The sequence below is a fragment of the Streptomyces sulfonofaciens genome (assembly GCF_014656295.1).
Lineage (GTDB): Bacteria > Actinomycetota > Actinomycetes > Streptomycetales > Streptomycetaceae > Streptomyces > Streptomyces sulfonofaciens.
The window spans coordinates 243,786-255,921 of sequence record NZ_BNCD01000008.1 but is presented as its reverse complement, the minus strand read 5'-3'; the positions used below and the strand labels follow the sequence as shown (position 1 = coordinate 255,921).

The following is a 12,136-nucleotide window of genomic DNA, read 5'->3' as shown; positions in this document are numbered from 1 at the left end:
GCTCACGCCGCCGTGCGGAGGTGGCGTCCGGCATAGGAGCGCCACGGGCGCCAGGCGCCAGGGGCGGTGACGCCGGGCGGGGCCACGTCGGGCTCGCCGAGGGCCCTGACGCGGATGTCCGCGACCGTGCGGGCGCTCACGCCCGGCAGGCCGCGCAGCACCTCCCGGGCGGCCTCCCGGTCGGCGCCTGCGTCGAGCCGCAGCACCCCGTCGGCGAGTGCGGCGGTCAGGGCGCCGAGCGGCCCGTCGGGCTCGGCCGCGGCGAGGGCGGCGGACTCTGGGAAGAGATGCGTGAGGGTGCCGTACGGCGCGTCCAGCAGCTTGCCGTGGCTCCGTACGAGCCGCTCGGCCCCCGCGGGCCCCACGAGTGCGCGCACCGCCATCTCCTCCGGGTCGGCGGCGCCCGGTGAGCGCAGCCCGGGGCGGGCCGTGACGAGCGGTGCGAGTGCGGGGTCCGCGGCGAGCCGCGCGTCGACGGCGTACGGGTCCGCGTCCAGGTCGAAGAGCCGCCGCAGGCGCTGCACGGCGGTCGTCAGGTCGCGCAGGTCGGTGAGGTGCAGCCGGGCGTCGAGCCAGCCGCCGGGAGCCGCGGGCGTGCCCTCGTCGACGGCCGCGACCGCGGTGCCGTACGGCAGGCGCAGAGTGCGGCGGTAGGTGCGGGCGCCCGGAGCGCCGGTCACCTCCTCGACGCCGCGGACGGCCTCCTCGGCGAGCAGGTCGAAGACGGGCCCCGCGCGGTAGGGGCCCCGGTAGGACAGGCGCAACGGGATGCCGGCGGCGCCGGGCGCCGCCGGCGCGTGCCGGGCGGCGGGCCGGCGGGTCCCGGCGGACCTGCGCAGTTGGGTCGGGGTGACGCCGTAGACGGCACGGACGGTGTCGTTGAACTGCCGTACGCTCGCGAACCCCGCCGCGAACGCGATCTCCGTGATCGGCACCGCGGTCGTCTGCAGCAGCACGCGCGCGGCGTGGGCGCGCCGGGCGCGCGCGAGCGCGACGGGGCCCGCGCCCAGCTCCGCGGTGAGCTGGCGCTGCACCTGCCGGGCGCTGTAGCCGAGGCGGGCCGCGAGCCCGGCGACGCCTTCGCGGTCCACCACGCCGTCATTGATCATGCGCATGGCACGGCCCACGGCATCGGCGCGCACGTTCCACGCCGCCGAGCCGGGCACGGCGTCCGGGCGGCAGCGGCGGCAGGCGCGGAAGCCGGAGCGCTGGGCGGCGGCCGCGGTGGCGTAGAAGCGGACGTTCGCGCGTTTCGGCGTGACGGCGGGGCAACTGGGACGGCAGTAGATGCCGGTCGTCTCGACGGCGAAGAAGAACTCCCCGTCGAAGCGGGCATCCCTGCTGCGCACCGCCTCGTACCTGGTCTCCTCGTCGGTCACACCGCCCATTCTGCGGCGCCGGAGGGCGTCGTTCCGGCGGGAATCGGACAGGGAGCCGGAGGGCCGGGTCCGGCGGCCGGCAGGGCCGCGGCTCCCAAGGGCGAGCGGGCCGGGGGCCTGGAGGGGCCGGACGGACCGGACGGGCCGGGCCCGGGGAGAGGGGCCGGGACAGCGGGCGGCCGGGGCGGGAGGCGCTAGGAGGCGTCCTCCAGGCCCCAGCTCAGGATCCGGCGCGGATGGATCCGGATGACCTCGGGGCTGAACCGCGGCCCCAGCTCGTGGGGCCCGGTGAGCAATTCGGCCTCGCCGCGGACCTCCACGCCCCGTACCCGCCAGGGGTCGAGGCTCGCGATGTCGTCGACGACGAGCGCGATGCCGGGGTTGGCCCGCAGGTTGCGCCATTTCTTCGTGGCGCCCATCGCACGGCCGCCGATCAGGATCGTGCCGTCGTCCTGGGGGAAGAACCCGACCGGGTTCGCCTGGGGCCGGCCGTGCGGGTCGACGGTCGCCATCCTCCCGAGCCGCTGGGACCGGAGGTAGGCGCGTTCCGCTTCGCTGAACTCCACCATGGACCGAGCGTGCCACGCGGCGGCGGCCTCGGCACGGGGAGGCACGGGAGCACGGCACGGGGGCGGGGGCCGGTCGGGCCGGTCGGGGCCGAGCGCGGCGCGGGACCCGGAGGTGCCGGCCCCTTACAGCGCTCCCGGTCCGCCCGGTCCGCCAGGTGCGCCCGGTCCGCGCGGTGCTTCCGGTGTCTCGGTGTCTCCGGTGCGCCCGGTGTCTCCGGTGCGCCCGGTGTCTCCGGTGCATCCGGTCCCTGTCCGTCCGAGTCCCGCCGTGGGAGCCGTCCTGTTTGGTCCGCCCCGTGGGTCCCGCCGGTGCCGTGCCGTGCCGCCCGTCAGGCGGACAGCGCCGCCAGCCACGCCCCCATGATCAGCAGGCAGGCGAAGAGTTCGGTCAGGACGCTCCAGCCGCCGGCCCGCAGCACCGCTCTGGTCGCCGCGGCCGCCGCGCCGTGCCCGCCGAGACGGACCCGTTCCGCCAGGTAGATCCCGGCGACGAAGCCCGGGATCGCCCCGATCACCGGGAGCACGCAGAACCCGATGAGCGCGCCCGCACCGGCGCGTACCGCCAGCCGGTGGGTGACCACGCCCTGTCTGAGACGGCGCGGCGGCAACTGCCAGCGCACGGCCTGGGCCACCAGCAGGACGAGGGTGGCGCCCGCGAGCACGAGGCCCGCGAGCGTCGTGCGGTCCTGGAGCGCCCACCACAGCACCGAGGCCCACACCAGCCACGGCCCCGGCACACCGGGTACCAGCACCCCGCAGAGGCCGAGCAGCATGACGAGGCCGACCAGCAGGAGCTCCCACACTCCCATCTGCCCAGGGTGCAGGAGAACACGGCACACCGCAGGGGATGAACGGGCGGCGGCGCCACCGGCCACACGGTGCGCCCGGTGCGCACGGGGTGTCCTACGCCGGCGCACGTGGCCACGGGCGCAGAGCACGCGGGGGGCCGTGTGCGCCGGCGTACGCGGCCCGGCGCCTCCCCGTGCCGCCCAGCTCCACGGGCTCCACCGCGTCACACGGCCGGCGGATGCGCAGATCCGGCGCGCGTACGTGCGGGGCGAACGGGCACACGGCACCGGTCAGCGGACACACATCTCCGGAAGGCAACGACGCGAATCCGTACCCCGAGGTTCCGTTTCGCTGCGCCTATGGCGGAAAACTATCGTGATAGGTGCTCAGCGTGGCGCATCATGCCGTGCTCAGGACGTGGACCACGTGGACGCGCCGAGGTGGACTCGACGACAATGCTTCCGCATAGGACGCTTGGGCCGGTCGGGTCACCCGTTCGGGGGACTGACGCATGCATACGGTGCTGCCGCCGCCCAGACCGTGATCCGGGCCTGTCGGGCACGACAGAGGCGGGCCCAGGTCACACCGGCGACCGCCGGGCGGCTCTCCCGTGGGGGGTGGGGTCGCCCGGCGGTCTTCTCACGCCGGGGGCGCGCCACGCCGCGGGTTTTTCCCTCCGCTTCGTTTTCCGACCGCCTGCGCGGTGGACAATTAAGGTCATGAGTCAGCAGGGGGAGAGGCGTTCGGGCCACGAGGACGACTGGTGGGGCGACCTGTACGACGGCGCCGCCGACGACACGGGACCCACCCGCGCCGGCGACACCCTAGACGACCGCTTCGCCTCGGCCTGCACCGCGGTGAACCAGCCGCCCACGGCACCGGACACCCCCGAGAACGCGCCCGTCCCGGACCCGCGCCTGCCCTCCGGACAGCCCGGACAGCCCGCCGGCCCCGAGCGGCCGGGCACCCGCGGGGGCCCGGCCGCTCCGCGCACCCCGGACGCTCCGCAGGCGCCGCACCTTCCCGAGCCGCCCACCGTCCGGTCGCCCCGCCTGCCGGAGTCGCCGACCCGCGCCGACAGCCCCGCCTTCGCCCTCACCGACGATCCGGCCCTGCCCTTCGAGGCGCCCCCGTACGAGCCGCCGGCCTACGAGCCGCCGCCGTACGAGCCCCCGGAGTACGAGCCGCCCGCCTACGACCCCGCGGGCTCCGCCGCCACCGCGGCGGTCTCACCGCCTCCGCCGATGCCGAGCGAGGCCCTGATCGCGGACATCCCGGATCCCGCGGACACCCTGTGGGAGCCACCCGGCAAACCGTGGGAGCCACCGCGCCCCCCGGCCGCCCCCGGTGCCCCCGCCCCGGGCCCCGCCGCCCCCGCGAACCGGCCTGCCCCATCCCCGTCCGCGGCCCCCGGGCCCCACGAGGACCGCGCTCCCGGCCCTGGCCCCGACGAGGACCGCGCTCCGGGTCCCGGCTCCGAGCCCGCCCCGCCCGCCGGCGAGGTCCCCGTCCCCGACGCACGCACCGGCAGGGCCCCGGCCCCCGCCCCGGGCACCGCCGAGACCGCTGCCCCCTCCGGACCGCCCCACCGGCCGTCCACCCCCGACCTCGGCCAGCCCGCCACCGCGGCCCCCTGGCAGTCGCCGCCCACCACCGGACGCCCGCCGGCCGACACCCCCGACCACCCCGCCCCGCCACCCCGGGGCCCCGCCGCGCCCACCCCGAACCCGGCACCGCCCGGTCCGAGTCCCACCGCACCCGGTCCGAGTCCCACCGCACCCGGTGCAGGCCCGGCGGTACCCGGGCCGCATCACCCACCCGCTTCCCGACCGCCACAGCAGCCCCCCGTCCCGACCCCCCGAATTTCGGCCTTTTCCGAAGCCGACGCCGAGGACGCCGAGGACACCGAGGACGTCGAGGAGTGGGCGCTCCCGGCCGGTGGGCCGCCCACCCCCGCCGTCCGCCACGTGGGCGACCGGCCGCCCACGTACGACGCCGAGCCCACCGCGCTCCCCGCGGCCGACCCCGAGCACCTGGGCGAGCTGGTCGCCGACACCGTGCTGGACGGCGCTCGGTACGGCGCCTGCACCGTGCGCGCGGTGTCGATGCGCGGTGACTCGGCGCGCTACCGGGGCGAGCCGCGCCGCGACTCCCTGCTCACCGCGCGCTTCGGCACGGGTGAGCGTGCGCTGGTGCTGGTCGCCGTGGCCACCGGGGCCCGGGCCGCCGAGGGCGCGCACCGGGCCGCCGCGGAGGTCTGCCAGGAGATCGGCAGGTTCGTCGGCCGCCACCACCGCGGCCTCGCGGAGGACATGGCAGCGGGGCGCCGCGGCGCGCTCAAGGCCGGGCTGCACCGGCTGACCGACCGCTGCCTCGGCAGGGCCAGGAGCCGGGCTGCGGAGTCCGGGGCCGGGCCCGGGGAGTACGCGGCGACCCTGCGGTGCCTGCTGCTGCCGGCCGATCCGCGCTGCCGGATGCGGGTGTTCTTCGGCGTCGGGCCCGGCGGTCTCTTCCGGCTGCGCGGCGGCGCCTGGCAGGACATCGAGCCGGGGCCGCCGCAGGAGCCGCGGAACGTCGTGCCGGGGCCCGGCGCGATGCCCGCGCGGCCGATCGACGGCGACCCGCGCACCATGCGGCTCGGCACCACGGCACCGGCGGGTCCGTACGAGCCCGTGCCCGAGCCGGCCCGCCCGGCCTTCCGCTTCCACGCCGCCGCGGGGGCCCGCGGTGACGTCCTGCTGATGTGCAGCGCGGGCCTCGCGGAGCCGCTGCGCGGTGCCCCGGCGCTCGTCGAGCACTTCGCCACCCGCTGGACGCGCGGCGGACCGCCCGGGCTCGCGGAGTTCCTCGCGGACACCCAAGTCAGGGTGAAGGGCTACGCCGACGACCGGACGGCCGTCGGCGTGTGGGACGCGTAGGACCCCGGTGTCGGGGGAGGCGTAGGGGGCCCATGTGTGTCAACCATGGTCTTCAGCGGTGCCGCCCGGCCGGGCGGCACGAAGGATCCACCGAGGAGTTGCCCGAAACCATGGCCAAGCAGAACGTCGCGGAGCAGTTCGTCGACATCCTGGTGCGCGCCGGGGTCACCCGCATGTACGGGGTGGTGGGCGACAGCCTGAACCCCGTCGTGGACGCGGTCCGACGGCACTCGGGGATCGAGTGGATCCACGTCAGGCACGAGGAGACCGCCGCCTTCGCCGCAGGGGCCGAGGCCCAGGTCACCGGCCACCTGACCGCCTGCGCGGGGTCCTGCGGCCCGGGCAACCTCCACCTGATCAACGGGCTGTACGACGCGCACCGCTCGATGGCGCCGGTTCTCGCGCTCGCCTCGCACATCCCCTCCAGCGAGATCGGACTCAGCTACTTCCAGGAGACCCACCCCGACCAGTTGTTCCGCGAGTGCAGCCACTACAGCGAGCTGATCTCCAACCGCCGGCAGATGCCGCGCCTGCTCCAGACGGCCATCCAGCACGCGGTGGGCCGGTCCGGGGTGAGCGTGGTCTCGCTGCCCGGGGACATCGCGGCCGAGCCGGCCCCGGAGCAGGCCGCGGAGCACGCCCTGGTCACCTCGCGCCCCACCGCCAGGCCCGGCGACGAGGAGATCGAGAAGCTGGCCGCGATGATCGACGAGGCCGACCGCGTCACCCTGTTCTGCGGCAGTGGCACGGCCGGTGCGCACGCGGAGGTCATGGAGTTCGCCGAGAAGATCAAGTCGCCGGTGGGGCACGCCCTGCGCGGCAAGGAGTTCATCCAGTACGACAACCCCTTCGACGTCGGAATGAGCGGTCTGCTGGGCTACGGCGCCGCGTACGAGGCCACCCACGAGTGCGATCTGCTGATCCTCCTGGGCACCGACTTCCCGTACAACGCGTTCCTGCCCGACGACGTGCGCATCGCCCAGGTCGACGTACGGCCGGAGCACCTCGGCCGGCGGACCAAGCTCGACCTGGCCGTGTGGGGAGATGTCCGCGAGACGCTGCGCTGCCTCACCCCCAAGGTCTCTCCGAAGACGAGCCGCCGCTTCCTCGACAGGATGCTGAAGAAGCACGCGGACGCCCTGGAGGGCGTGGTGAAGGCGTACACCAGGAAGGTGGAGCGGCACGTTCCGATTCACCCGGAGTACGTGGCGTCCGTCCTGGACGAGCTGGCCGCGGACGATGCGGTCTTCACCGTGGACACCGGAATGTGCAATGTGTGGGCGGCCCGCTACATCACGCCGAACGGACGGCGCCGCATCATCGGCTCCTTCTCGCACGGCTCCATGGCGAACGCCCTGCCCCAGGCCATCGGTGCGCAGTTCACGGACCGGAACCGCCAGGTGGTGGCCATGGCGGGCGACGGCGGTTTCTCGATGCTGATGGGTGACTTCCTCACGCTGGTCCAGTACGGGCTGCCCGTGAAGATCGTCCTTTTCAACAATTCCTCGCTCGGCATGGTCGAGCTGGAAATGCTCGTCGCCGGTCTGCCCGCGCACGGCACGACCAATCACAATCCTGACTTCGCCGCGGTGGCCCGGGCCTGCGGGGCGTACGGGGTGCGGGTGGAGAAGCCGAAACAACTGGCAGGCGCGCTGAAGGACGCCTTCGCACACGACGGGCCCGCCCTGGTGGACGTGGTCACCGACCCGAATGCGCTCTCCATTCCACCGCGGATCAGCGCCGACATGGTCACCGGATTCGCGCTCTCCGCGTCGAAGATGGTGCTGGACGGCGGCGTCGGCCGGATGGTCCAGATGGCGCGCTCCAATCTGCGGAATGTCCCCCGTCCCTGACCTCGCGGGCTTTCTTTCAGGGCCCTGAACGTTTCAGGTCAGAAATTCCCCGGCACAACCATGATCCGGAGCGGTACGGCGAGCCCTGCCCGAAACGCTCCGGATCCCGCTCGTGGCCGCTTTCCCGTGCCGTCCCAAGTTGGTACGCGACCATGACTTTCCATGACCTGATCATGACTGTCCCGTGACGCCTTGGGTGTCCCATGAAAGGACATGAGTGCAGCACACCGGGTGGGGCATGCATCTCGTGTACCTGTTCGAGGGGGCATTCAGGGGGAAGGACCGGTAGCAACGTGTGGACGGGGGACATGGCAAGGGAAGCACGGGACACTGAGCGGACAAGGCTGAGGCGCAGGCTGGGACGCGCTGATCTCCAGGCGGTTCCCGACACACGGCATGCGCTGCGGGCCCTGCTGGAGCACTGGGGGAAGCCGGGACGGTCCGAAACAGCAGAGCTGCTCACCACGGAGCTGATCACCAACGCCCTGGTCCACACGGACGACGAGGCCGTCCTGACGGCCACCGTCGGGCCGCACGTCCTGCGGGTGGAGGTCAAGGACTTCGTGGACCGCGTCCCCAGGCCGAGAGCGCCCGGCGCGGACGAGGGCACGAACGGACGGGGCCTGCTGCTCGTTCAGTCGCTGGCCAATGCCTGGGGAGTGCGGGCGCAGGGCAGCGGGAAGGTGGTGTGGTTCGAGCTCGACGCCGACGGCGGGTGACCGGCCGGCCGGACACGGCGCACCTCACGCACTACACGTGGCACACGCCACACCGCACACGGCACACGCGAAGGCGCCACCGCGAGATCGCGGTGGCGCCTTCGCTGCGGCTGCTCCCGGGCCCGTGCCGGTGGCCGCAGCGGCTGCCCGGCCCGTGCCTCACGCCCGTCAGCCGAACTGCTGCTCCAGGTCCTTCAGCTTCCGCTCCAGGGAGTCGAGCCGCGGCAGGGTCTGTGTGTCGTCCTCCGCGGTGAGGTCCACCGTGATCGAGTCGCCGCCGCTCCTGATGGCCTGCAGGGACGGCCGGGAACGCATCGGCAGTTGCTCGGCATGGGCCGAGGACTCCCCGGCGCTCTCGGGAGAGGGCAGGGCGGGCGCAGAGGAACTGTGTCCGCCCTGGATGTCGACCTGGCGGCCGCCCCGGGTCGGCCAGCGCCGGTGGCTGCGGGTGATCGCCTTCAGCCGGGCCCGCTCCATCTTGTGCTGGTCCCGCCTGCGCAGCCGGTTCTGCTCCTTCTGCCTGCGGTCCTCACGCACCTCGTCCACGGCCTCGTCGAGGGTGCGGACGTTCTCCAGCAGCATCAGGGACCAGGCGCCGAACGTCTCACGCGGCGCACGCAGCCAGCGGACGATACGGATCTGCGGCAGCGGGCGGGGCACCAGGCCCTGCTCGCGCAGCGCGGCCCGGCGGGTCTGCTTCAGCGCGCGGTCGAAGAGCACGGCGGCGGACAGGGACATACCGGCGAAGAACTGCGGGGCGCCCGCGTGGTCGATGCCGCGCGGCGCGTGCACCCAGTTGAACCAGGCGGCGGCACCGGCGAACGTCCACACCAGGAGGCGGGAGCCGAGCGCCGCGTCACCGTGGCTGGCCTCACGCACCGCGAGCACCGAGCAGAACATCGCCGCACCGTCGAGCCCGAACGGAACCAGGTACTCCCAGCCGCCGGACAGCCCCAGGTTCTGCTGACCGAAACCCACCAGACCGTGGAAGGAGAGCGCGGCGGCCACCGCCGCACAGCAGAACAGCAGCAGGTACGACGCTGTGCCCATCAGCGCCTCCTTGCGGCGCCTGCGCTCCTCACTGCGCTCCCACGAGTCATCGGAGGAGCTGGTCTCCTTGGCGCGCCGCTGGTGGGCGAGCACCGCGACCGCCACGCCCATGCCCAGGAGCAGCACGGCACTGGGGAGCAACCAGTCCATCGATATGTCGGTCAATCTCATCTGGGGTCCCTTGCATCGGGTTCGGGCGTTTCGGGCGCCATAGTGGCTCAGTTCCGGTGGGATGCCGGGGGTCTTCGGAGCAAGAGGACGCCAAGGAGGTGCCCGTACGGGCCGATGACGGCGTTCTCCTCGAACTCCCGTATGGATCATGCCAGTTGCGTTCGACGCATGCGAATGCAGGCCGCCCGCAAGGGAATCGAAGAATAGCCGATGCGCGGAACCGCTTCCGTGCCACCCCCGGGAGGGTGGCCGTCAGTGGCCGTCAGCCGCTGGCGGGCCCCGCGAGCCGTGCGACGCGCTCCGCGTCGCAGGTGCGCGGGCAGGTCGTGCAGGTGTCCTGCGGGCGCAGGGTGTAGAAGAGGCAGCAGCTCACGCGGTCCCGGGTGGGCAGCGCCCGGCCCCGCGGGCCGGTCAGCTCGCGGAACGCGGCGTTCCCCGCGTAGGGCGCGGTGGACCCGGGCATCAGCAGGCCCAGCTCCCGCATCGCGCGCCGCTCCTCGCCGAGCAGGTGCCCGATGTGCCAGAGGCCCTCCACGACCTCGTCGGTCGCCATGCCCCACAGCGCGCGGCCCCGGCGGCGCATCCGCGGCCCGAACGCACCGAGGAGCGGCCCGAGGTGCTCCGCCACGGCCGCGCGCAGCTCCGCGCGCAGCTCCTCCTCGCCGGACACCACCCGTGCGGTGGGCAGTGCCGCCGCGGGGTCGCCGGGCAGGCAGGCGAAGGCGGCGGTGCGCACCGCCATCCGACCGGCGCGACGCTGGTAGGAGACGTCCGACACCGGCAGGCGCGGCACCCGGCGGTCGAGGAACCAGGGCACCGTGAACAGCAGGCAGGCGGGCCACGCATAGCGGTGCAGCGCGAAGGTGGCGACGACGTCGGGGCGGGCGCGGCGGCCGTGGTCGCGCAGGACCTGCTCGTCGTCCCGGGCGAGGAAGGCGTCGAGCGCGGCGCCGCCGTCCGCGAGGGCGGCCGCCGAGACCCAGCCCTCTTCCCGCGGAGTCCGCTCGCCCGGGCCCAGCTCGCTCACCCGCAGCCCGGGGAAGACCCCGGTCAGCCGCGCGTACGCGTCCGCCACCGGGGAGGTGTGGGGTGCGGGCGCGGCGCCCGGCCGCGTGGCGCGGCGGCCCGCGGCGGGTGCGACCAGGGCGGGAGCGGGCATGCAGGGACCACCGAACCTCGATCGTTGACAGGTAAGCCTTACCTTACCTGAGTTGATCGAGGTTTCCACCGGAGCCGGGGCGTCCTATCGTGCTCACCGACGGTGCACCTCGCCCGCCGCGGTACAAGCCGCGCAGAACCGCACAGAGTCGTGCACGACCGGGAAACGGCCAGAAGGAGCGCAGAGTGGAGCAGCCCCGCACACGGAGCGCCGCGGCCGGCACCGCGGGGCTGCCGCGGACGGGGGACGCCTGCCCGCCGGACGGTGGAATCGCGGCCGGCGGGGCCGGCGGGGGCGGCGGCGGTGCGTCGGCCACCGGGCACGAGGCGCCACCCGCCGAGCGGCGCCGGCAGGCCGCGGGCCTGCCGCCGGACCCGGAAGGGCCGGACCCGGAAGGGCCGGACCCGGAAGGGCCGGTACCGGGTGTCGGCGGCGGCCCGCGGACCCCTCAGGCGCGGGCCGCCCCCGACGGTCCGCGAACGTCGGCTGATGCGGCCGGCTCGCCTCACGCGGGTGCCTCCCCGGCTCACGCGGGTGCCTCCCCCGCCCGTGCGGACGCCTCCCTCGCTCACGCGGACGCCTCGGGTGGTGTGCGTGCGGCGGATGCCGCGGACGCCGGCGACGGTGCCGAGGCCGCCCGTGGTGCCGAGGCCGCCCGTGGCGCGGACGGGCGGGGCGGTGCGGAGGGTCAGGACGGCCTCGCCGGTGCGGACGGCCGGGCCGCGGCCGGCGACCGGGCGGGCCCTCGGGCCGCGGCGGAAGCGGCCCGGGGGGCGCCGGCCCCGACGGGGCACGGGCCGCGGGCGGCTGCCGGCCACGTACCCGGGCAGCGCGCGCGGGGCACGGGCGGCCCGCCGTCCGAGGAGGTGCGGACGCCCGGCGGGCGCCCGCAGGTGCAGCGGTGCTCGGTGCGCGGGCAGGTCCTCGACGCGCTGCGCACCGCGCTGGTGGACGGCGACCTGGTGCCCGGCGAGGTCTACTCGGCACCGGTGCTCGCCGAGCACTTCGGGGTGTCCGCCACTCCGGTCCGCGAGGCGATGCAGCAACTGGCGGGCGAGGGTGCCGTCGAGGTGGTGCCCAACCGGGGCTTCAGGGTGGTGCGCCGCAGCGATCGGGAGCTGGCCGAGCTGGCCGAGGTCAGATCACTGCTCGAGGTGCCCGTCGTGCTGCACCTGGCCCGTACCCTGTCGGCCGCGCGCTGGGTGGAGCTGCGGCCGCTGGCCGAGGCGACCACGGTCGCCGCGTCCCGCGCCGACCTGGCGGGCTACGCGGTCGCGGACCGCGCGTTCCACCGTGCGGTGCTGGCCCTGTCGGGGAACCAGCAGTTGGTGCGCACCGCGGACGAACTGCACCGCCGCGCGCAGTGGCCCGTGCCCGGCGGGCCGCCCGCGGGACGCCGCGCCGGCCTGCTGGCTGACGCGGCGGAGCACGCCGCGCTCCTCGACGCCCTCACCGTCCGCGACCTCGCGGTGGTCGAGTCGTTGATGCGGGAGCACTTCCGGGGCGCCGGCACCTGAGCGCGCCCCGGC

The 12,136-nt window shown here is 75.1% G+C and carries 9 protein-coding genes; 4 read left to right on the top strand and 5 right to left on the bottom strand.

The features are described 5' to 3' along the window. Window positions 1-2: 2 nt before the first annotated feature. The 3 genes from IE313_RS15875 to IE313_RS15865 all read right to left on the bottom strand — a co-directional run bounded on the left by IE313_RS15875 (window position 3) and on the right by IE313_RS15865 (window position 2,757). Window positions 3-1,388 carry a bifunctional transcriptional activator/DNA repair enzyme AdaA gene (locus tag IE313_RS15875; protein WP_189932547.1) on the bottom strand — a complete coding sequence of 462 codons (1,386 nt, stop codon included), beginning with the start codon at window positions 1,386-1,388 and terminating at the stop codon, window positions 3-5. Window positions 1,389-1,573: 185 nt separating this feature from the next. Further along, a complete protein-coding gene (locus tag IE313_RS15870) occupies window positions 1,574-1,948 on the bottom strand; it encodes a PPOX class F420-dependent oxidoreductase (protein WP_189932545.1) in 375 nt (124 codons plus the stop codon). Window positions 1,949-2,277: 329 nt separating this feature from the next. Further along, entirely contained in the window at window positions 2,278-2,757 is a 480-nt protein-coding gene (locus tag IE313_RS15865) for a DUF456 domain-containing protein (protein ID WP_189932543.1), read from the bottom strand. Between the two features lie 699 nt (window positions 2,758-3,456). Here IE313_RS15865 and IE313_RS15860 point away from each other — a divergent pair. The 3 genes from IE313_RS15860 (at window position 3,457) to IE313_RS15850 (ending at window position 8,227) form a co-directional block, all read left to right on the top strand. Beyond that, window positions 3,457-5,655 carry a protein phosphatase 2C domain-containing protein gene (locus IE313_RS15860; protein ID WP_189932541.1) on the top strand — a complete coding sequence of 733 codons (2,199 nt, stop codon included), beginning with the start codon at window positions 3,457-3,459 and terminating at the stop codon, window positions 5,653-5,655. A 110-nt stretch (window positions 5,656-5,765) separates the two neighbouring features. Next, window positions 5,766-7,508, top strand: a complete 1,743-nt coding sequence (locus IE313_RS15855) for a pyruvate dehydrogenase (RefSeq protein ID WP_189932539.1) — start codon at window positions 5,766-5,768, stop codon at window positions 7,506-7,508. Between the two features lie 308 nt (window positions 7,509-7,816). Further along, window positions 7,817-8,227 carry an ATP-binding protein gene (locus IE313_RS15850; RefSeq protein WP_189932537.1) on the top strand — a complete coding sequence of 137 codons (411 nt, stop codon included), beginning with the start codon at window positions 7,817-7,819 and terminating at the stop codon, window positions 8,225-8,227. 168 nt (window positions 8,228-8,395) lie between these two features. On the opposite strand, the gene IE313_RS15845 is transcribed toward IE313_RS15850, so the two are convergent. Continuing rightward, a complete protein-coding gene (locus tag IE313_RS15845) occupies window positions 8,396-9,448 on the bottom strand; it encodes a DUF2637 domain-containing protein (RefSeq protein ID WP_189932535.1) in 1,053 nt (350 codons plus the stop codon). 262 nt (window positions 9,449-9,710) lie between these two features. Then, window positions 9,711-10,607 carry a (2Fe-2S)-binding protein gene (locus tag IE313_RS15840; RefSeq protein ID WP_189932533.1) on the bottom strand — a complete coding sequence of 299 codons (897 nt, stop codon included), beginning with the start codon at window positions 10,605-10,607 and terminating at the stop codon, window positions 9,711-9,713. Window positions 10,608-11,197: 590 nt separating this feature from the next. Between IE313_RS15840 and IE313_RS15835 the strand changes: the two genes are divergently transcribed. Beyond that, the gene (locus IE313_RS15835; RefSeq protein ID WP_189932531.1) at window positions 11,198-12,124 is read left to right on the top strand and encodes a GntR family transcriptional regulator; all 927 of its coding nucleotides are present in this window, start codon (window positions 11,198-11,200) and stop codon (window positions 12,122-12,124) included. Window positions 12,125-12,136: the final 12 nt, after the last annotated feature.

What these genes read in the sequence shown, in the direction of transcription:
- IE313_RS15875 (WP_189932547.1), bottom strand. Translation starts at nt 1,388, where the DNA reads ATGGGCGGTGTGACCGACGAGGAGACCAGGTACGAGGCGGTGCGCAGC.
- IE313_RS15870 (WP_189932545.1), bottom strand. Translation starts at nt 1,948, where the DNA reads ATGGTGGAGTTCAGCGAAGCGGAACGCGCCTACCTCCGGTCCCAGCGG.
- IE313_RS15865 (WP_189932543.1), bottom strand. Translation starts at nt 2,757, where the DNA reads ATGGGAGTGTGGGAGCTCCTGCTGGTCGGCCTCGTCATGCTGCTCGGC.
- IE313_RS15860 (WP_189932541.1), top strand. Translation starts at nt 3,457, where the DNA reads ATGAGTCAGCAGGGGGAGAGGCGTTCGGGCCACGAGGACGACTGGTGG.
- IE313_RS15855 (WP_189932539.1), top strand. Translation starts at nt 5,766, where the DNA reads ATGGCCAAGCAGAACGTCGCGGAGCAGTTCGTCGACATCCTGGTGCGC.
- IE313_RS15850 (WP_189932537.1), top strand. Translation starts at nt 7,817, where the DNA reads ATGGCAAGGGAAGCACGGGACACTGAGCGGACAAGGCTGAGGCGCAGG.
- IE313_RS15845 (WP_189932535.1), bottom strand. Translation starts at nt 9,448, where the DNA reads ATGAGATTGACCGACATATCGATGGACTGGTTGCTCCCCAGTGCCGTG.
- IE313_RS15840 (WP_189932533.1), bottom strand. Translation starts at nt 10,607, where the DNA reads ATGCCCGCTCCCGCCCTGGTCGCACCCGCCGCGGGCCGCCGCGCCACG.